Raw genomic sequence first — 20155 nt, 5'->3', positions numbered from 1 at the left:
CTCTGGGCATGCGAGGCCGTCCGAGGCGATGCCCACCAGGCCGTCGCGGACAGATGGGCCGCACTGGCGGTCAAGGACATCTGGCAGGAGGCGATCGCATCGGTCTGGGCCGACTTCTGCCGCCGCGGGCTGGAGCAGGTCCGCGAGCTCGATCGAGGCCTCACCCCGACCGAGGTCCGGCAGGTGGCGGTCGCCACGCTCGACGGTCCGCCGACCATTCCCGCAGCGATGCGGACGGCGGACCTGGCGGCCGCGATCGAGGCCGGCACCTTCCTGTTGACCGTGGGTGACGAGACCCTCGACCCGTCGGTCTCCGAGCTCGAAGGCCTTCGCGCCGCAACCGCCGAACTCGACACCGGATCGTCGGCCATCGTGGTTCTGCTCGAGCTGGCCCGACGAACTCAGGGCCGCAACGGCGAGGACTGGGATGCTGCACTCGATGTCGCGTCGACATGGCAACCGTCCGTGCGCGAGGCCCTCGCCGGGTTCCGGGAGCGCGCCGCTACGGGGGAGTCGGCCGCCGATACCCTGCTGTGGTTGCTCGACCGCTTCGTCATAGGCACCCACGAGCGCATTGCGTTCTCGAAGCTACCCGACAACACGTTCCGCTTCCGCTGGGAGGAGGGACTCCTGCGGTTCTTCGACAATGGGGCCCACCGGTTCCCCGTCGCGTCGGTACGCCACTGGCCGCTCCGCGCCCTCACCCTCGACCTCGGGCTATGGGAAAACGAGGACGCTCCGGTCCTGACCACGCGCGGCAGGGCCTTCGTGGGCGAGGTCTTCCAGTGAGCACGGCCCCGATCGACACCCTCAGCCCCATCGTGGAGCTGTTCGACCGGTCGATGACCGGATTCTGGGCGACGACCTACAACATCGACCTCCGCCTGTTCTCCGAGTACCTGCTGCCGCGTCTGGGCAATCCGCCGGTCAACATCACCGTTCTCGCGGACCAGCGGCGACTTGCCCACGGTCTGGGTCGTCTCGGCGCAGACCAGCTCGGCGGGCTGGCGACGGTGAACCGGCGCTGGCTGCTGCGAGGTGTCCGCCCGGCCGGTCCAGCCTTCCACCCGAAGTCGTACCTGTCCGTCGCGCCGGGGCGCGTCCTGTTGCTCGTCGGCAGCGGCAACCTGTCCGCAGGCGGCCTCGACGACGGGCGGGAGACGTTCACTGCCTTCCGCAGCGGGGAGCCCGACGGGGACCGTGCACTTGCCGAATGGCGGGGGTGGATGCGGCGGCTTGTACGGGCGCAGAGCGACCCCTTGCTCAGCGAGCGGCTCGTCGACCTGGAATCACGCCTCCCCGCCGCGATCGGGCCCGATGGCCCATGGCAGTCGATGCTCCTGGACAACCTCGACGAGCCCCTCGACCGGCAGATCCTCACCCGACTGCGGGCGGACGGGGTCACCGTCACCGACGAGCTACTCCTCGCGGCTCCGTTCTACGACGCCGACGCAGCCGCGGTCGAGCGGCTCGTCGTCGCGCTCGACCCCCCGCGGATCGTGGTGCACGTGACGAGCTCGACCAGCGTCCACGGTGCCGCGCTTCGCCGCGTGTCCGCCGGCCGCGAACTGGTCGTCCGCGCCTACGAGCCGGATCGGTTCACCCACACCAAACTCATCGGAGCGGTGTCCGGCGAGCGCGGTTGGCTGGTCTCCGGCTCGGCGAACCTCTCGCGCGCCGCGCTGCTGAACCCCGCAAGGGCAGGCGGCAACGTCGAGTTGGGGGTCCTGACCCGGCTTCCCGCCGCCGATGTCCGGGGACGGTTCGTCCCGCCGGGCACGACAGCTATGGATCGGCCCGTCGAGATCCTCGACTCTCTCGTGCTCGCGCCGGACGAGGACATGCCGGCACACCCCGTGCTGCTCCGGCGGGCCGAGGCCGGTGACGACGGGTCCGTGCTCGTGACCACCGAGCCCCACGCCGACGACACCTGGCTGCTCGCCGACGGTGAGCAGACCCTGCCGCTCGTGGTGAACGCCGACGGATCGGGCCGGACCCGTGGCGCGGTCGACGGCCGCCTCGTCCATCTCGTGGATCCCGCCGGGACACGCCTGTCCAACCCGGTGGTGGTCGACGACGTCGCCGGATTGGCCGCGGCGCTCGGCGACGCCGGGGCCGAAACTGACCGCGACCTGCCGCCGGAGCTCGCTGGCGTCGACGCCCGCGGGCCGCTCGTGGACGCGCTCGCGCTCCTGCACCGCGAACTGGTGATGGACGTGTCGGAACGTGCCGACGCCGTCGTCCGCGGAACCGGTGGCGGCGCGGCCGGATCCGAGGGGGAGGACGACGACTTCTGGTCGCGTCTGGAACGTGAACAACTCGCCTCCGATGCGCGAGCTGGCCGCTACCGGCAGCCGGTCGGTGGACCGCGCGACGTCCTGCTCCAGGTCGTCGAGATGCTGGGAGCGGCAGTGCCCGCGGCGTCGGATCGATCGTCGATAGCTGGTGGTGATACGGACGACCCTCGCGCCGACGACCGGCCGGCGGGCTCCCGGCGGTGGGGGGCCACGACACGGTTGCGTGTCCGGGTCCGGAACCTGCTGCGCAGGTGGGCTGCCGCTCAGACCGACCCCCGCCTGCGCTGGATCGACCGGTTCGCTCCTGTGGCCAACTTCGCCGTCATGGCAGGGGTACTCGCGCAGCTCAGGGTCGCCGCGGCTCAGGACTGGCCAGGCACCGTACTACGTGAGGACGACGTGGACGAGATTTGGTGGCTGTGGCTGCGCGCGCTCGTCGGAACCGGTCGCCGGGACGGCCTCCTCGACGGATCCGACGAGGTCGAGACGAACGAGGTGCTCGGCTCGCTGGCCCTCGACGTCCGGGAATCGGCCGCCTTCCTCTGCTGGGTCATGATCCGACGCGGTGCTGATCAGCGCGAACGCATTGTCGCGGTTCAGGACGTCCTCGTCCCGGCCCTCGAGCACGGGCTGCTCGAGCCGACGCAACACGCGGCGAGCCAGGCCGTGTCGTGCGGCGAGGAACGCGCGACACCCGCGAGCATGACCGAGGACCTGCTGTCGGCGGCCACATTCGTCGATGACGAGCTGTGGTGTGCCAAGTCCGCAGAGGAGTTGGGCCTCGACGGCATCTGGCTCGAGGAACGCCGCGGACACCCCGTTCCGCTTGCCGTCCACGTCGCAGGTATCAGTGCCCCCTTGGCGGATCCACGCCTGCCTCGCCTCGTCGCCTCTGCTGTGCGTTACCGGCGTGTCTCAGCCGCTACCGTGCTGGCAGCCGGTCTCGGTGTGGGTCGACGGGACGACGTCGACGGTTGGCGCTTGGTCTGGTCGGCGACCCTGAAGATGTACTTCATGCGCAACCGCGCCGACGCCGGACTCGATTCGTCCTCGATCATTGACAGCACAACGCTTCAGGATCTCGTCGCGTCGGGTCGCTCGCTGGAGGCAGTCTTCCCGACGTCTGTGATCGATGGGGCGATCGGGTGAGCGTATAACGAGGTCGGTGGCCTCGCCTTGGAGGCAGGCGATGAAGATTCGGCCGCGAATTTATCGGACAGATCGCGGAACGGCTCTGGGAACGCTTCTACTCAAGGCAAAAAGCTCCGGAGGTGCTCGTCGGACAACCCGGCTGCGCGCAATCGGTCGATCGCGCTCGCGCTGATACCCTATCCGAAGAACGCGACTTCATTTTCGTCCGCCCATTAGGCCCCCGAGGCCGACGGGCGGTCGTTCGCAGATGGTGGAGGTCTGCATGGTCGCGTTGCGTAGCTCATTGATGTCGGTGGAGTCTGAGTCGGCGATGGTGCGTAATGCTGACGCATCCGTGCTCGTGTGTCCGCCCGGGTACCCGTCGGCGAGGTCGGCGAGGTCGCCTGCGGCCTCGAACAGGGGGTTCCCGATGCCGGTGTTGCCCGTGGCGACTGCCTCGTCGAGGCGGTCGAAGCCCTCGCACAGGTCGTTTCTGTCCACAGGGCCGGAAGCGCAGCCGGCGGCGACCGTCGCAGCGAGGACGATCAGGACGATGTTGACACGACGACGAGTCATGGATCCTCCGGTGGGACAGCCGCTTCCTTCCTGGGCGGGGCGGCGAGAAGCCGTCGGGCGACGCTTCGACGGTGCGCGTAGTGAACCCGGCGGCGCCGTGCGCTGTCAGCCCTCGCGACGCAGCCCGTACAAGTCCGTACACGCCGCAGCCAGCGGCTGCCGGCGATCGTCGCGGGTCACCGGCACGGCGAGTCGTACTGGGAACTCGGCTCGAACCGGGCCCACTCGTCCGCGGTGAGGGGTGAACCGGACCTCGAGCAGAGCGTGGCCTCCGCCTCCACCGGGTCAACCTGCCAGATGCGGACGTCGCGATCGGCGCTGCCGGCGACGAGCCTGCGGCCGTCGGGGCTCCAGGCGACGGAGAACGCGGCCTCGGTGGGGCCGGTGAGGGTGGCGAGAACGCGCGGTGATCGAGGATCGGTGAGGTCCCAGAGCCACACGGTCCCATCGGTGCTGGCGGCCGCCAGCTCGGCGCCGCTCGGGCTGAAGGCCACGGAGTAGACGTAGTTGGTCGGGCCGGTGAGCGGGGTGCCGACCTGGACGGGATGGTGTGGATCGGTGACGTCCCACAGCCGGACGGTCTTGTCGGCGCTGCCGATCGCCAGCAGCCGGTCGTCGGCACTGAAGGCGGGGGAGTAGGCGTAGCTCGACGGGCCGGTGAGGGACGCGATGAGCTCGGGCCGGTCCGGCTGGGCGAGGTCCCACAGATAGGTGGTGGTGTCGGCACTGGACGCGGCGAGCAGCCGACCGTCGGAGCTGAATGCGGACGCGAGGACGTAGCTGCCGGCCCAGGTGAGCGTGGCGAGCGGTCTCGTGGCCTCCGGCTGCGCGATGTCCCACAGCCGGACGGTGTTGTCGTCACCGGAGACCGCGAGCAGCCGGCCGTCCGCGCTGATGGTGAGTTGCTCGACGAGCGCGCCGGAGCCGACGAGCGGCGCCCCCGCGGCGACCGGTCGTGCGGGGTCGGCGACGTCCCAGAGCCGCACGCTGCCATCGGTGCGGCCGACGGCGAGGATCCGGCCGTTCGGGGTGAGTGCCGCGGACCCGGAGACCGGGGCCTCGCCCGACGGATTGGGAACGGCACCGAGCGGACGTGGGCCACCGGCTGCGGAGATGTTCCAGAGGTGCGCGGCGTTGTCCTGCCGCCCCGGACCGATGGCGAGAATTCCCCCGCTCGCGTCGAAGTCGAGGGCGAACACGGCGTCGTCGAAACCGGTGAGGAGCGGTCCGTGGACCGGCCACAGCCGCACCGTGCCGTCGGCCGCCCCTGTGACGAGCGTGTCCGCGTCGAGGAACGCAGCAGCGGTGACGGGTGTCGGGTGGGGCAGTCGGCCGCGGACCTCGCCGGTCACGACATCCCACAGCCATGCGTGCCCATCCGAACTACCACCGGCGATGGTGCTGCCGTCGGGGGTGAAGGCGACCGCGTTGAGCCAGTTGCTCGGCCCGGCGAGGACCGCGCGAGCGTGGGGCCGGGCGGGGTCGACGACGTCCCACAGCTGGACGGTGCGGTCGCCCCCGGCGGTGGCCAGGGCCGCGCCGTCGGGAGCGAACGCGGCGGCGAATACTTTGCCTCCCGGTCCCGGCAGCTGCGCGACGGGCGACATCGCGGATCCGTCGACCGTGTACAGGGAGGTGACGCCGTCCGCGCCACCGGCGGCGAGCAACCGACCGTCGGGGCTGACGGCGACGGCGTGCACGGGGGCGCTCCCGTGGGGAAGCGGGAACGGGATCTCTGACGGTGCTCCGCCGTCCGGCATCGTCCACGCGTGCAGCCCGTCGGCGGTGCCGGCGATGACCGTCCGGCCGTCCGGCGTGAAGGACAGCGCGAGGACGTTGCCGCCTCCGGCTCGTACCGTCCGGGGCGGCCGTGTGCGGTCGGTGAGGTCCATGACGACGATGCGCCCGTCGCTGCTGCCCGCGGCAAGGGTGCCGGCACCGGGTTGAAGCGCGATCGTCTGGATCGGTGCCGTCGTGCCGACGGTGTCGCCGACGAGCCGCGGCTTCCCTCTGCTGTCCAGCCGCCAGATTTGGGCGGTGGGCAGCGCACCCGTGGCGGAGACCCCGAGCCCGCCCCCGACGGCGAGGGTCTGGGTGACCGCCCCTGGGCCGAGTAGGCGTGCGGGGAGGGGCACAGCTGTGGAGTCGAACAAGCTCGAGCGTGCTTCCGTCGTGGGTGCAATCCGGTACGCGGCTGCGGCGAGCTGCGCGGCGAGCGCCGGGTCTTTGCCGCGAAGCGTGTCGGACCGGACGGCGAGGTGCCGGGACACGGCGGCGTCTCGTTCGGCGGCGATGCTGTTGCGCTGGTGCACGGCGTAGGCGCCGAGCCCGGACGCGGTGAGGAAGAGCACGGTCGCGGTCGCGAGCAGCCGGCGCAGCCGGCGGGTCTGCCGTTTCCGCGCGACGCTGCGCCTCGTCTCCTGCTCCTCGCCGGCAACGAGGAACCTGCGCTCGACATCGTTGAGGTCGGCGGCGTGCGCGGGCTGGCGGAACCGCTCCGATGCCGCGTGCAGCCGGGCCCCGCGCAGGAGCGCGTCGGGGTCCTCTCCGTGGTCGAGCCACTGCCGAGCAGCCTCGGCAAGTCGCCGGTGTGCCGCGAGCCCGGCGCGGTCGGCGTCGATCCACGACCGCAGCCGCGGCCACGCGACGAGCAGCGCCTCGTGGGCGATCTGCACGCTGGTGCCGTCGACGACCAGAAGCCGGTGGTGGACGAACCGGTCGAGGGCCTCGGCGGTCGCCGCGGCGTGGCCGATGTGCAGGAGTGCGGCGCGCTCGACGCGTCGTCGGGTGTCGACGACGTCCTCCGCGACGTGGACCAGCCGGAGGAACATCTGGCGGACCGGCTCCTCGTAGTCGGAGCCGAGTTGCGCGATCGCGTCCTCGGCGGAGCGGCCGATCGCCCCACGCACCCCGCCGGTCGCTCGGTAGTCCGCGAGCGTCATGCGAATCCCGTTCGAGCGCCGCCAGGTCGACATGAGGGCGTGGGACAACAGCGGCAGCGCGCCGGCCGACGGGTCGTCGCCCAACGCGAGGTCCTCCAGCAGGAGGTCGACGAGATCGTCCTCGATCTCGACACCGGCCTGCTCGGCAGGCCTGACCACCACCTCGCGGAGCTCCTTGGGCGTCATCGGCTCGACGAGCACTTGCGCCCACTGCAGCGCGGTGGCCAACTCGCGCAGGCGCAGGGCCTCGGCGTAGAAGTCGGCGCGCAGCCCGATCACCACGGCCACCCGGCCGGCGCCAGGCGGCCGCGCGGCCAGGTCGTTCAGCGCTGTGAGGAACGCCGCGCGCGATGCAGCGGAGACGTCCGGCGCGAACACCTCCTCGAGCTGGTCCACGACGAGCACGTCGGTGACGTTGTCGGTGACATTGTTGGCGATTTGCGCGTCGATTTCCTGCAGCGGTTCGGTGCCCGGGGTGATGACCAGGGCCCGCATTCCGTGCTCGTCGGCGAGTCCCGGGACGACGCCGGCGGCCAGGAGCGACGACTTTCCCGCGCCGGAGGGTCCGACCACGACGAGCGGATGTCCTGCCGCTGCGGATTCGAGAAGTCGGCGGGTCACCGTCTCGACGAGTTGTGAACGGCCGAAGTACCACTGGCGGTGTTCGGACTGGAACGGTTCCAGGCCCCGGTACGGGCAGACCGACCTCGCCCGCCGCCGGTCCGGACGGCGTACCCGCAACAGCGCCGAGGTCCATGCCTCGGTCTGGTCGGGATCAGTCACCCCGCAGACAGCGAGGATCTGCTCGAGCGCACCGAGCGGTGGTCGGTGCCGTCCGCTGAAGTAGCCGCCCAGCGTGCTCGCGGCGATGCCCGTCCGCTTGTGCACGTCCCGAACTGTGAGACCCGCACGTTCCCTGACCAGGCTGAGCGCGACCGCGAGCTGCTGGGGAGACGAGATCCGTGACGGATCCCCGCTGGCCTCCTCTGTGACCTCCACCTGGACGAACCTCCCTCGTACGGACTTGTACGGGCTTACTCGTTCACGCCCTACGAGGCGTGACAGCAGGTGTCCGAACGTGTTCACTGCGTTCCGCACGTACGGCCCGGCTGCGGTTCGCACCAGGAAGAAGCAGCCGGGCGAGCTCGCTCCCACCGGCCGTCGTCGGCGGGCGCCTTCCTCCCACCTCTCCGAACCATGCTCCGGACGGGATCACCATGGATATGAGAAACGGGCGACGCAGCCCGGTACTGGCGGCTGTCGCCGGTGCCCTGAGTGTCGTGCTCATCGTCGTCCTCTGGTCGTTTCGGATAGGGCCGTACGCGCTCGTGCTCACGCCTCTCCTCGCGCTGTACGTCGCGAACGTCTACCTCGGTGGACGGCTCAACGACTCTCCGCTCGACGGAATAGAACGAATTCGGGCGGCGCGTTCGGAACCGAGATGACGTACACCGACCTCCTGGGGCCGCCCAGGCGCGGGTCGAGTTCGCGGAGCACGTCGAGCTTGGCTCGATAGGCGACCAAGGAGAGCTCCCGTTCGGACTTGAACAAATCCAGCCTTACAAGGGGCGTCCTGCCTGCGTTCACCGGCCCGGGGGCAGGGCGTCTACTCCGACGTTCTCCCAGAAGCCGCCACGAACACGATCTTGGCTGATCGCCTCATTAGGTAGAGCCGTTGATGGTAACGAAGCCATCCCGTCTCGCGATCCTTGACATGGATCGACCACAATGCGGCACCAGCGCGCAGCTTGTCCCGTCGACCGTCGGGGTGCGGGGGACCTGCCATCGTCCGGGCATAATTTCGGACGGCTCAGGATCGGAGACGAGCGGCCTGTGGCCATGCGTCGGACGGTTCAGTGAAATGGCCATCACGATCGTCGAGTTGGAGAGAAGTTGACCGATACGCTCACGGGCTGGATGACGGCAATGTTCGCCGTAGCAGCGATACTCGTGACCATAGCTCTAGCTGCGTCAGGAACCCTGCGCAAATACACCCTGTTTGTCGGCGCAGCCTTCGTGCTATTCGGGTTCGCATTCCTCGGCATAGGGACGCTAAGTAGAGGCTCAACGGATCAACCAGTGCCGCCGGACGCGGCCCTCCCATCCACTGCAACACCTAGTCCAGAAATCGAGACACCTCCCTCCGCTTCCGGACGGTCCAGCTTCCCAGGCGGGCCGGGTTTTGAAATTGACGAGCCTGACTCAGGTGCAACGTTGGCGCCTCAATCCAGCGAGCAGTACCTGAGCGAGCTATCGGTGGCCGACTGGAACCGTGAATCAGGTACAGGACGCTGGAATGATGGAACGATGGATATCGGCGGGAGGCAGTTCGGGCACTCCGTCTCGATGGCTGCTGGCTGCCAGAACGATGACGGCGGCGACTATTGGATCGAATATACGATCGGGGATGGATGGAGGCGCTTCTCCGGCAACGTTGGTCTGAACGGGAAGTCTTCAACGGAGTCCTCGGGAACGTGGCAGATCCTCGATGCCCTAACCGGCCGCGACCTTGCGAGCGGGAGTCTCGCCGCCGGTCCAGCCGAGAAATTCGACGTTGACGTGACAAGTGTCACTCGGATACGCCTCTTCATGAATAATCCGAATGCCCCTAATCAATATTGCGGATTTGAGAAGATTCGAACCGTACTAGTTTGGGGGGATGCGATCCTAGCCCAGTGATCAGGTGTGGACCCAAGGGTCCGTAGACGTTGCTGCAGATGCGGTGCGCGCCGCCCCGACTAACAAAGAGCAACGATAGTAGTTCCGGCGCGAGGCGTAGTCGACCACCGAGCTCACCCGCCGAGCCGTACCGCAACGTCTGGCCTCGACTGGTCTGAATTGCCACGACGGATCATCCTAATGTTGCGTCCGTAGCGTCGTGGGCAACCTGGTCGCCTGGTCAGTTAGCCTGCCCGAATGGGGTCTTGCTCACGGCTTCCATGATGACGATCGCGCGAAGTCGGTCGGCTTCGCTGCGCGTGCCTAGCTGCCCGAGCTGCGGTTTCTTCGAGGCCAACGGGCGAGTTCGGACCGCAGGGCTTCTACCCCGTGCTGCTGCGCGGAACCTCTTTGATGACGATTGCGCGTAGTCGGTCGGCCCTGGTGGAGCCGAGTGCCCACTGTTCGATCATCTGCCTGCGCCCGGGCACGTGCCCGGTAGTGCGTTCGCGCTCGCGTAGCCAGGCGACGATGTGGTCGTCGGGCACACCTCCGCTCGGGTTCTGGTTGTTGCGCGTGTGTTCGGGCACGGTTGGCTGCCCGGCCGGGTTGGAGGCATTCCGCGGGTGCTGACTGGGCACAGCGTGCTTGAGCTCGGACAGGGGCCTGTGCCCGGTCCTGGCGGTGGGCTCGGGTGGCACCCCGTTCAGCGGGTGCCTGGTCTCGCTGTTCCTGTCGTGGCGAGCTTCGCGCGGCTGCGGTGCCCGTGCTTGGGGAGTGGGCTCGGCGAGCACAGGTTCGGGCGCAGGGTGGGTGTCGTTGAGCACCTGCCTGGTCTGTTCGCCGCGCCATGCGCCGGTGGCGGTCGGTTGCTGTTGGGCCGGGTACGCAACGAGGGCTACCAGTTCGAGTGTGATCGCTAGACAGACGGGTGGCCACAGGGCGACGACGATGCCGATCGGTGTGGGGTGGGCGGCGGCGAGGTTGGCGGCGATGGTGGCGGTCATGCCGGCCCAGAATGCGGCCCAGGGGCCGGCTTTGACGGGTTCGCTGCGGTGGCGGCGGACCCAGATGACGACGAGCGCGGCGAGGAGCATGCCGTCGGTGGTGAGGGCGAGCCAGGGTGCCATGACGGGGTCGCCGTGTTGGGTGATGACGTCGCGGGCGTGGCGGTAGCTGGCGACGGCGGCGGGGCCGCCGACGGCGGAGAGGGTGACGACGGCGAGGAGGCTTGGCCAGATTCGTGCCCACTGCTCGCGCATGGTCATGGGGGTTCGCTTGTCGGAGCCCGTGTCGCCGCTGGGCTTCGTGGTGAACCGGGAAGGCGGGGTGCGAGGGTTGGGCGTGTGGCGTGGAGCGACGGTCATGGATCTTTCGGATTGCGCGGTCGTCGTGCTCGTTCCCTCCGGCTCAGCTGTGGTGGTCATCGGCCGGGCTCCTGGCAGGCGGGTCGCGGGTGGATTTCGTCGTGGACGGCAGCGGACCGGGCGACCTGATGGTGTTGCCCGTCGGTCGGTGAGCGCCGGCGTCCGGTCTCGTTCGTCTCCGATCCGGCTGCGGTGGCGGGCCGCTGCGTCGGCGTCACCAGGTCCGTGGGGTGGGGGTCTGTTGCGGGTCTTGCACGGGGTCGGAACCTCCGATTCCGAGCGAGGCCCCGGCTGGTGTGTGGATCACCGGCCGGGGCCGCCCCGTCTCACATTCGTCTCACAGACTGTGCGGACGGGGGCGGATTGGAGGCCCTGCCCTGGGACTGCTGCCAAGGTCGGAGGCGCTGGAGAGACCTGCTGGGGGTCTCCTCGCCCACTGGGGGTCAAGGGGTCGCAGGTTCAAATCCTGTCGTCCCGACGGCGAGATGGGAAGTTTTCCCAGGTCAGGGCCCTGATTCGCTCACATGAATCAGGGCCCTGATTCATGATCGAGACGGGCCGTCTCACATGCTCTAACCGGGCGTGCCGCGCCAAGGCGCTCTGAGGTCGACCGATCCATGATCGACTCGTCGCATGTGAAGGATGCGCGATGTCGGTGTGGTCTGGCTCATCTGGGTCAGCCGCACCGCCGCTACCTGGGCACTCATGCGCTGTGGGCCCACGAGGTCGACGTCCTGAGGTTCTCCTATGAGGCTGATTCCAGGACCTCGTGGATGCTCTCGCCGTGAGGGTCTTGCCGCGTGAGCTTGATGAGTTTCTGGGCGCGTCAAGTGCGGCGCCCGACCAGTCCGGGTCAAGCCGGTGGTGGCCCAGTGAGCGGCGTGCCCGGGTTGTACGGCGGGGATCGGTGCCTCGGCATGGCCAAGGTCGGCACCGCATGCGGAACCGGCGGGCGGGCCGCCACGGCAGGACCGCGCGCCGCTCTCCGACTCCCGCAGGGCGGACAGCGAGACGCCGCCGAGAACTGCCCGGCGAAGGCGTATGGGCGACGCTGCCCGGCAGGTCGCCGAGGCCCTCCTCGAGATGCTCGGCGTGCCGAGCCGCGGCCCGCGCGCCGAGGACATCTGGGCCCGCGTCATCACGCGGCTCACCGCCCGCGTCGACCTGGTTTGGCAGTTGCCCGCCGAGCGTCTCGACGAGGCCGGAGGAGGCGCTGACCCGCCTCGCCGGAGAGGAAGGCCGCCGCGTTGGCTCGGGTGGGAGTCGAGCCAACGCTGGATTGCGTAACTGGGTGCTCGCACTTCACGAGTCGGTGGCGGACCGCGTGGTCCATGTCGCGCACCTGGCACTGGCTGCCTGCATCGGCATCGGGCGCCGAATTCCGATCCCGATGTCATCGCTGACTCCTACTGGCGCCTGCACGTGAAACGAAACCGATCGGAACTGTTCTACGATGACCTGCCCGACGGGGTACAGGTCCAGCTCGCCGACAAGTTCGTGGACGGCATGGACGGGTCGTCCGACGACGGGTGGCCGCGCGGCTGCGAGGGCGGACGGTCACGTCGTCGGCGTGGCCGGTCCGCCGTGTGCGGATCTCGCTGCGCGGGCCCCGGTCGGAGTGGTGGCGCCATCAGACGCCGCGGGTCCAGAACTCGTGCGCCGACCCGGTGAACGGGGCCGGGTCGCCGGAGAGGAAGAACTCGTCCCACACGGGTCCGTTGGACAGCTCCCAATGCTCCACGGCCAGGCCGCTGTCGAAGCGCCACGCGCCCATGCCGACGCGCGTCCAGTGCCGCTCGCCACGTGTCGTGCGGAACGTCCCGTGGACGATGCCGTAGTGGTCGTCGGCGATGATCTGGTGGATCTCGAGTGGCTGGACGTTGGCGTCGGCGAGGCTCGCCCGCCGCTTGAAGTAGCGGCGCAGGAAGTCCATCCCCCCGGTCGCCGCCAGGCGCACCCCACCGGTGTGGATCACCAGGTCCGGGGACATCCGCTCCATCACGCCGCTGATGTGCGCCTGCTGCTGCCGCAGCCGCTCGTCCTCGCCGATGCTCTCATCGACCGTGATGGCCGCGCCGTCCCGGTACATCTCGGATAGCCACAGGGCGTTCGGGTGGCTGTCGGACAGCATGGTGTCTCCTCTGCTCGGGTGGGTGCGTGCGGCCCTCGGGACCGGCTCACGCCGTGGGGCGCGATGTCCGGCCGCGGCCGTTGGTCTGGTGGGGGAGCGAACCCGCGCTGGGGGACTCCTCGCTGATCAGCTCGACGATGTAGTGCGTCACCGGGTGGTCCTCCAGGTTGCGCATCCGGTGTGGCGGCAGCGGTCCGTCCCGTCCAACCGTCCGGAAGAAGGCGAAGCCGCGCTCCGCCTCCTGCGTGATCGGCCATCCGGTGGCCCCGTACTCCTGGCCCTGCGACCTGCCCGGCTCCGGCCACAGGACGAGGTGGTCGAAGTGGTGCTGATGGAACTCGCAGGTCTCGCCGGCCCCGAGGGTCATGGCCCACACCCGCACCCGGTCGTTCTCGAAGACCACCTCGGTCCCTACGTCCGGCGAGAAGGCCGAGGGGACGGGGTCGGAACGAGACATCGATGACTCCTCTTGATCGGGGGCGGCGCGGTCATAAAATCATAGTACTGTCTCAGATGATAAGACAATCTCACTTGAGATAGAGGTGTCAGATCGTGTTCATCTCCGCACCCACCGACAGCCTGGCCGTCGGCGCCGGTTGGAATCGCACGTCGCCGGATGACCTGCGCCGCCTCGGCGAGGTGCCCGCCGCCAACGTCGGCGACGCCCTGTCCCGGATGACCGTGCTCGACGGGCGGATCCACCTGGTCACCGAGCGTGCCGAGATCCTCGGGAACGCCCTGACCGTCGACGTCCGGGCGGGGGACAACCTCGCCGTCCACCGCGCGCTGGACGACGCGCAGCCCGGCGACGTGCTCGTCGTCAACGGGCACGGGGACACCACCCGCGCGCTGGTCGGCGACCTGATCGGGGAGATCATGGTCTCGACCGGGGTGACCGGCGCGGTCATCGACGGGGCTGCGCGCGACGTGCGCGCCCTGTCGGAGCTCGGCCTCACCGTCTACGCCCGGGCGGTCACCCCGGCCGGTCCGTTCAAGCACGGTCCCGGCTCGATCGGCGTCCCGGTCGCGGTGGGCGGCGTGGTCGTCGCGCCCGGTGATGTGATCGTCGGGGATGCCGACGGCGTCGTCGTCGTGCCGCGCGAACGGGTCGCACAGGTCATCGGCTCGGTCGACGGCATCGTCGCCGGGGAAGAGGCGCTGCGGCAGAAGATCTACGCCGCCCGCGACGACCGCGCGGCGGCCGTCCGATGAGGCCGATCCTGCCCGTCCCGGCCCCGGCGGCCCGCATGGCGGAGCTGCGGGCCGCCTCCCGGCGCCCGGCGCTCGCCCCGGCCCCGCCCGGTGCGGCCTCCCTCGCGATGGGTGAACCGGACTTCCCGACCCCGCCCGCCGTGATCGAAGCGGCGGTGCGGGCACTGCGCGACGGCCACACGCACTACGCCGACCAGAAGGGCCTGCCGGAGCTGCGGGCCGCGCTCGCCGGGCGTCTGCCCGGCGGCGCCGGCCGATCGTGGACCGCGGACGACGTCGTGGTCACCCACGGCGCCACCGCCGCGCTGGCCGCCGTCGTCTTCGCGATGATCGGGCCAGGGGACCGGGTGGTGATCCCGGAGCCGGCGTACTCGCTCTACGCCGACCTCGTCGTGCTCGCCGGCGGCACCGTGGACTGGGTCCCGCTGGCGCCCGACCTGCACTGGGACCTCGACGCGCTCGCGGCCCGGTTGCCCGGCGCGGTAATGATGATCTTCTCCAATCCGTCGAACCCGACCGGCATCGTGCATCGCGCCGAGGAACTCGAAGCGCTCGGCGAGCTGCTGGGGGCCACCGACGCCCTGGTCGTGGCCGACGAGGCGTACCACCGGCTCGTCTACCCCGGGCACCGGATGGTCTCCGCGCTCGACATCCCGTCACTGCAGGACCGGACGGTCTACGTGCAGACCTTCTCGAAGACCTACGCGATGACCGGCTGGCGGGTCGGTCACCTGGCCGGTCCGCCCGACGTGGTCGACGCCGCCGCACACGTCCACCGCACCGGGAACGGCTCGGTGAACACCGCGGCCCAGCTCGCGGCGCTGGCTGCGCTGGACCTACCCGAGGCGACGATCGACGCGATGGTCGGTGCCTACCGGGCGCGCCGGGAGCTCGTCGTCGCGCAGCTGAGCGGGGTTCCGGGTCTGCATCTGACCCCGCCGGAGGGGGCCTTCTACGGCTTCCTGCGCTACGACCTCGATCGTCCCTCGGAGCGGGTCGCCCGGGAGCTCGCCGAGCGGCGGGTGGTGGTTCGCGCCGGCGCCGAGTTCGGCCCCTCGGGCGAGGGGCACCTGCGGATCTCGTTCGCCGCCTCGGAGGACGACCTGCGCACGGGGCTGGCCCGCCTCGTCGCCTACCTGGCGGACCAGCGGTCCTGACCGGGCAGTGGTTGCACTCGATCGGGATATCGTTCCGGCGGCGCGCACCGAGCACGAGGAGAGCGAGTGACCGATCAGCAGGCCCCGCGAGAAGCGCGCAGACTCCGCAGCGACACCCGCCGCAACCGGCGGCGGCTCCTCGAGGCGCTCGGCCAGATCGCCCGGGAGGCACCGGACCAGCTGACCATGAAGGACGTCGCGAACCGCGCCGAGATCGGACCGGCGACTGCCTACCGCTACTACTCCACGTTGGACGACGTCCTCGCGGCCTACGTGCTCGGAGTCGTGGAGGAGCTGCGGGACTTCGGCGCCGGCAGTTCCGCCGCGGGCCGCCCGCTGTTCGACGCGGTCGTCGACCGGTGGATCGACCTGCTCGCCGAGCACGGTCCGGTGATGGTCCAGCTCCGCTCCCGGCGGGGCTTCCTGGAACGGCTCCACGACGGCAACGAGACGATCGCCATGGTCCGGGAGGCCTGGAGACGTCCCGTCGAGGGGCTGCTGGCCGATCTCGGGCTCCCGGCGCAGATGCTCGAGCACGCGCTGTTCCTCAACAACATGATGTACGACCCGCGGGAGATCCACGACCTGCTCCAGGAGGCCGGCATGACCCGCCGCGAGGTCACCACCCGTCTCACGGAGGCCTACCTCGGCGCGCTGCGAGGGTGGGCGAGGGTGGGCTGATCCCCCGGCCTCAGTTGTCGTCCTGTGCGTCCTGCGCCCGTTCCCGCGCCTCCTCCGCGGCGTCCTCGCCGACCTCCCGTGCCTGCTCGCGCTCATCGGCCAGTACCTCGCCGGGGCGCATCACGTCGATCATCGCGAACGCACCGACGGCGTCCACCACGACCTCGTGCCCTGGCCCGCTGCAGGCCTGCTCGCACTCGGTACCGCCGAACACCACCCGGCCGGCGACCCGGGCGCGCAGGCCGTCGGGCACCACGACGTCGACGCTGCCGAAGAGCGCACCCACGTCCACCCGTTCCTGGCCGGGGCCGACGGTGATCTGCCGGCTACCCAGCAGCGCCGTGCTGTCGTCGGCGGTGACGATCTGGATCCCGAAGAGCAGCACCAGACCGGCGAACAGCACTGCGCCGAACCCGACGACGAGGCGCTGGCCCAGGCGCTTCACACCACTGTCGGACGGCGGGCGGGGCACGGCGATGACCCCTGTGGGCTCCTCTCCGGTCCCACGGCCGGCTCGGTGCGAGCGCCGACCGTGGGCTGGAACGCCCCCGGGACCGTGCGGGCGGGGCGCACCGTGGTGGGCCGACGGCGCGGCTCTGTGGGCGCCGGTCGCCTTCGTCCGGCTCGAGGGCCCCGCATCGCGCGGCGGTTGGCCCGCGGTGAACCGCCTCCGGACGAGCACGGTCGCGGTGGCCGTGGAGAGGACGAACAGGATCCCCGAGATGAGGATGTAGAGGTACATGCCGGTTGCGGAGTTGTGCGGGGTGCCGTCCACGACGGTGGGGGTGGCGTTGAGCACGGTCGTTCCGGCGACGGTGACGACGGCGCCTCCGACGGCGAGCATGACCGAGACGAGACCGGAGACCACGCCGTGGCGTTCGGGAGGCGCGAGGCTGGTGGCCAGGTTGAACCCGGACGTGTTGATCGCGCCTGCGGCTGTCCCGAGCAGTGCGAAACCGATGGCCGCCAGCGGGAAGGATGTCAGCCCGGCCAGCATGATGAAGGTTCCGAGTGTGCCGATCGCGATACCGCCCAGCAGGGTCCGCGCGGGGCCGATCCGGGTGGCCAGCCATCCGGCGAAGATGCCGCCGAGGATGATGCCGGGCGCGGGTGCGGCGAACAGCAGGGCGTTCGGGCCGCCGTCCTTCAGCCCGTACCCGAGCCCGAGGTCCGGCGAGACCGAGGCGATGAGGTCGGTGAGTCCGATCACGGCTTGGAAGGCGCCTGCGGCGAGCACGACGGCCAGCAGCGTCAGCAGGATCGGCCTGCTCAGGGCCCGGATGTCGACGATCGGCTCGTCGACCCGCAGGGCGAGGACCGCCCATCCGGTCAGGGCTGCGGCACCGGCCGCGAGCAGGGCGATCATGCTCCCGGACAGCCAACCGAGGTCCGGTCCGAGGCTGAGGTAGCCGAGCACGCCGGCGAGACCGCCGCCGAGCAGCAGCGCTCCGCCCACGTCGACCCGTCCGGTTCTGCGGACCGGCGGTTCCGGGACGAACAGCCGAACGCACAGTGCGGCGGCCGCGGCGAGGGCGATCGACACGGCGAACACGCTCTGGAAGCCGAACCGGTCGATGAGCGGGTCCATCAGGAACGGTTCGACGATTCCGATGATCGCGGAGGCGGAGGTCACGATCCCGATGGCGGTCATCGCGACCCGCGGGGTGCTGATCTGCCGGGTGAGCGCGACCGTGAGGAACACGACGGCCATCGCGGAGCCTTGGAGCAGCCGCCCCAGCAGGAAGATCCCGAGATTGGGGGCGAGCAGGCAGATCACCGAGCCCACGCCCGCCAGCAACAGCGTCATGAGCAGGACGCGGCGCTTGCCGTAGATGTCGGCGCTCTTCGCGATCAGCGGCGACCAGATGGCGCCCGCCAACAGTGCGCTCGAGTTCAGCCAGGCGAGCTGGTTGGTGCCGAAGTGCTCCAGGATGTCCGAGGTGACCATCTGGGGTGTGGTGATGACCGTGTCGGCGACGCGGTTGGCGAGGACGAGGACGGCCACCCAGCCGATGAGCCGCGCGCTCCATCGGCGCTCCTCCACCACGGGCTCGAGCTCCACTGTTGCGTCATTCACGACGGGTTCTCCAGCGCATGCATGTGGCGGACGGGGGTTGGGTGTGGTTCAGCACGCCGCTGTGCTCGTCGGGTTGCTCGCAGCGCGCAGGTGCTCGTTGCGGGCCTCGATGGCCTCCTGGGTTGCCGGGATCAGGCGGTCGCGCCCCTCGTCGACCCGTTCCTGGGCGGAGTTGACGTAGGGGCGCTGCCGGGCCTCGTACCGCGCGAAGGCAGCGGCGTGGTCGGTGTCGTCCGTGCCGAGTTCGTCGGCGAGGAACCAGGCGCCGGTCAGGGCGAGTGAGGTGCCGCGGCCGGAGAGGAAGGCCGCGCAGTACCCGGCGTCCCCGACGAGGACGACGCGGCCCCGGTGCCAGGAGGGCATGTGGATCTGGCTCGCGGAGTCGAAGAAGAGCTCGGGGTCGGCGCGGGCCGCGTCGAGCAGCTGGGGGATCTTCCACGAGGTGTGCCCGGCGAAGGCGCCGGCCAGGAGCTTCTTCTGGGCGTTCACGTCGCGGTAGTCGTGGTCGAGCGGTTCCGACCGGAAGGTGAAGGTCGCCAGCGCCTTGTCCTTGTACCGGGCGATGCCCGCCATCCGGCCGGGGACGTTGTGCATCGAGCTGACCCGGTCGGCCCCGGTCTGCCCGGGCAGGTCGGCGAGGGCGATGTAGACACCGAGGTGGCGCAGGTAGTCTCGCTCGGGCCCGAACACCAGCCTGCGTACCGCGGAGTGCTGGCCGTCCGCGCCGACCACGAGGTCGAACCGCTCCCGACGGCCGGACCGGAACTCCACGTCGACGCGGTCGCCGTCGTCGGTCAGCGCCTCGATCGACTCGCCGAAGCGGATCGTCACGGTGTCCGGGAGCGCGTCGGCGAGGATGCGCACCAGGTCCTCCCGGACGATCTCGATGTCGTCGTCGGAATCGCTCACCTCGGCCATCGGGATGCGGGCGATCGACTCGCCGTCGGCGTCGACGAACTGGAGGAGCTCGCTCATCCGGATCCGCTGCTCGCGGATCTTCGGGAGCAGCCCCATCTTCTCCACGATCTCGATGGCGTCGCCCCGGATGTCGATGGGTGTGCCTTTGAGCCGCAGGTGGCGGGCGTACTCGACGACGGTGACGTCGTGGCCGCGGGCGTCGAGGTCGAGCGCGCCGGCGAGCCCGGCGATGCCGGCTCCGGACACGAGGATCTTCACGTTGGGCCTCCACTCCCACTAAAAACAACAATCTGTTGCGTTAAAGGAGAGTACGCCCGGCCCCGTGCGCTCGCAACGCGGGGTGGTCGACAATCGGCGCGGCCATGAGCCCTCGAGCCGGCAGGAGGTGAGCAGGTGATGGCTGACCCGATGAATGGGGCGCCGACGCGTCGACCCGGTGGCCGCACCGCGCGGGTGCGCGCGCAGGTGCTCGCCGCGACCGTCGAGCTCGTCGCGCGCGACGGCATCGTCGGCTTCCGCTACGAGGAGGTCGCCGAGGTCGCCGGCGTGCACAAGACCAGCGTCTACCGGAACTGGCCCGACCGCGAGGAGCTGGTCGTCGAGGCCCTGCTGCAGTACGTCGACGACTTCGGGTCGGTGGCCGACACCGGCGAGCTCCGCGCGGACCTCGTGTCCTTCCTCATGATCCTGGCCGAGGGTCTGGGCAGGCCCACCGTCCGGGCGCTCGAACTGGCCACCCAGGCCACCGATGAGAGCCCGGCTGTGCGCCGGGCGGCGACCAGGATCCTCGACGAGCGCGGAGCCGCCATGCGGCGCCGGGTGGACCTGGCCATCGACCGGGGCGAGTTGCCGCCGGTCGACTGCTCCCTGCTCGGTGAGATGATCACCGGTCCGGTGCGCCTCATCGTGAACCGCGGCCTGCGCCCGTTCACCCACGCGGACGCGGAGCGCATCGTCGACGTGGTGCTCGCCGGCATCCGAGCCATGTCGCCGCACGACTGAGCGCGT

Annotated in this window: 13 protein-coding genes; 6 read left to right on the top strand and 7 right to left on the bottom strand. The window is 70.1% G+C overall.

The genetic code is table 11. The annotated features are described in order from the left end of the window. Positions 1 to 533: 533 nt before the first annotated feature. A complete protein-coding gene (locus tag ACU436_RS35785; protein ID WP_459031512.1) occupies positions 534 to 3446 on the top strand; it encodes a hypothetical protein in 2913 nt (970 codons plus the stop codon). 198 nt (positions 3447 to 3644) lie between these two features. Here the strand turns inward: ACU436_RS35785 and ACU436_RS35780 are convergent, their stop codons facing one another. Both ACU436_RS35780 and ACU436_RS35775 read right to left on the bottom strand, forming a co-directional pair. Further along, positions 3645 to 4004 (bottom strand): hypothetical protein, encoded by a 360-nt coding sequence (locus ACU436_RS35780; RefSeq protein ID WP_459031511.1) that lies wholly within the window; start codon positions 4002 to 4004, stop codon positions 3645 to 3647. Between the two features lie 176 nt (positions 4005 to 4180). Continuing rightward, positions 4181 to 7945 (bottom strand): nSTAND1 domain-containing NTPase, encoded by a 3765-nt coding sequence (locus ACU436_RS35775; protein ID WP_459031510.1) that lies wholly within the window; start codon positions 7943 to 7945, stop codon positions 4181 to 4183. Between the two features lie 894 nt (positions 7946 to 8839). Here ACU436_RS35775 and ACU436_RS35770 point away from each other — a divergent pair. Next, the gene (locus tag ACU436_RS35770) at positions 8840 to 9625 is read left to right on the top strand and encodes an NPCBM/NEW2 domain-containing protein (RefSeq protein ID WP_459031509.1); all 786 of its coding nucleotides are present in this window, start codon (positions 8840 to 8842) and stop codon (positions 9623 to 9625) included. A gap of 362 nt (positions 9626 to 9987) precedes the next feature. Here the strand turns inward: ACU436_RS35770 and ACU436_RS35765 are convergent, their stop codons facing one another. The 3 genes from ACU436_RS35765 to ACU436_RS35755 all read right to left on the bottom strand — a co-directional run bounded on the left by ACU436_RS35765 (position 9988) and on the right by ACU436_RS35755 (position 13559). Next, positions 9988 to 10872, bottom strand: coding sequence for a DUF2637 domain-containing protein (locus ACU436_RS35765; RefSeq protein ID WP_459031508.1), 885 nt, complete (start codon positions 10870 to 10872; stop codon positions 9988 to 9990). A gap of 1729 nt (positions 10873 to 12601) precedes the next feature. After that, positions 12602 to 13102 carry a nuclear transport factor 2 family protein gene (locus ACU436_RS35760; RefSeq protein WP_459031507.1) on the bottom strand — a complete coding sequence of 167 codons (501 nt, stop codon included), beginning with the start codon at positions 13100 to 13102 and terminating at the stop codon, positions 12602 to 12604. Positions 13103 to 13148: 46 nt separating this feature from the next. Beyond that, positions 13149 to 13559: a hypothetical protein gene (locus ACU436_RS35755; protein WP_459031506.1), complete on the bottom strand. Its 411-nt coding sequence runs from the start codon at positions 13557 to 13559 to the stop codon at positions 13149 to 13151. Positions 13560 to 13654: 95 nt separating this feature from the next. On the opposite strand from ACU436_RS35755, the gene ACU436_RS35750 reads away from it, so the two are divergent. The 3 genes from ACU436_RS35750 to ACU436_RS35740 all read left to right on the top strand — a co-directional run bounded on the left by ACU436_RS35750 (position 13655) and on the right by ACU436_RS35740 (position 16152). Beyond that, complete coding sequence (locus ACU436_RS35750; protein WP_459031505.1) at positions 13655 to 14314, top strand: RraA family protein; 660 nt, start codon at positions 13655 to 13657, stop codon at positions 14312 to 14314. Beyond that, positions 14311 to 15471, top strand: a complete 1161-nt coding sequence (locus tag ACU436_RS35745; protein WP_459031504.1) for a pyridoxal phosphate-dependent aminotransferase — start codon at positions 14311 to 14313, stop codon at positions 15469 to 15471. The genes ACU436_RS35750 and ACU436_RS35745 overlap by 4 nt, the downstream gene beginning before the upstream one ends. Before the next feature lie 66 nt (positions 15472 to 15537). Next, positions 15538 to 16152 carry a TetR/AcrR family transcriptional regulator gene (locus ACU436_RS35740; RefSeq protein ID WP_459031503.1) on the top strand — a complete coding sequence of 205 codons (615 nt, stop codon included), beginning with the start codon at positions 15538 to 15540 and terminating at the stop codon, positions 16150 to 16152. Between the two features lie 10 nt (positions 16153 to 16162). Here the strand turns inward: ACU436_RS35740 and ACU436_RS35735 are convergent, their stop codons facing one another. Together ACU436_RS35735 and ACU436_RS35730 are read right to left on the bottom strand one after the other, a co-directional pair. Beyond that, on the bottom strand, positions 16163 to 18229 hold the full coding sequence (locus ACU436_RS35735) for an MFS transporter (RefSeq protein WP_459031502.1): 2067 nt from the start codon (positions 18227 to 18229) through the stop codon (positions 16163 to 16165). Positions 18230 to 18277: 48 nt separating this feature from the next. After that, on the bottom strand, positions 18278 to 19405 hold the full coding sequence (locus ACU436_RS35730; RefSeq protein ID WP_459031501.1) for an FAD-dependent monooxygenase: 1128 nt from the start codon (positions 19403 to 19405) through the stop codon (positions 18278 to 18280). 138 nt (positions 19406 to 19543) lie between these two features. Here ACU436_RS35730 and ACU436_RS35725 point away from each other — a divergent pair, with 138 nt between their 5' ends. Next, positions 19544 to 20149 (top strand): TetR/AcrR family transcriptional regulator, encoded by a 606-nt coding sequence (locus ACU436_RS35725; RefSeq protein ID WP_459031500.1) that lies wholly within the window; start codon positions 19544 to 19546, stop codon positions 20147 to 20149. Positions 20150 to 20155 lie beyond the last annotated feature (6 nt).

The organism is Pseudonocardia wallangbongensis, assembly GCF_054486945.1.
The sequence above is the reverse complement of the archived record's forward strand: the minus strand, read 5'-3'. Positions and strand labels throughout refer to the sequence as shown.

Excerpts from the sequence above, each read along its gene's own strand:
- ACU436_RS35780 (WP_459031511.1), bottom strand. The coding sequence starts at position 4,004 with ATGACTCGTCGTCGTGTCAACATCGTCCTGATCGTCCTCGCTGCGACG.
- ACU436_RS35765 (WP_459031508.1), bottom strand. The coding sequence starts at position 10,872 with ATGACCATGCGCGAGCAGTGGGCACGAATCTGGCCAAGCCTCCTCGCC.
- ACU436_RS35760 (WP_459031507.1), bottom strand. The coding sequence starts at position 13,102 with ATGCTGTCCGACAGCCACCCGAACGCCCTGTGGCTATCCGAGATGTAC.
- ACU436_RS35755 (WP_459031506.1), bottom strand. The coding sequence starts at position 13,559 with ATGTCTCGTTCCGACCCCGTCCCCTCGGCCTTCTCGCCGGACGTAGGG.
- ACU436_RS35745 (WP_459031504.1), top strand. The coding sequence starts at position 14,311 with ATGAGGCCGATCCTGCCCGTCCCGGCCCCGGCGGCCCGCATGGCGGAG.
- ACU436_RS35725 (WP_459031500.1), top strand. The coding sequence starts at position 19,544 with ATGGCTGACCCGATGAATGGGGCGCCGACGCGTCGACCCGGTGGCCGC.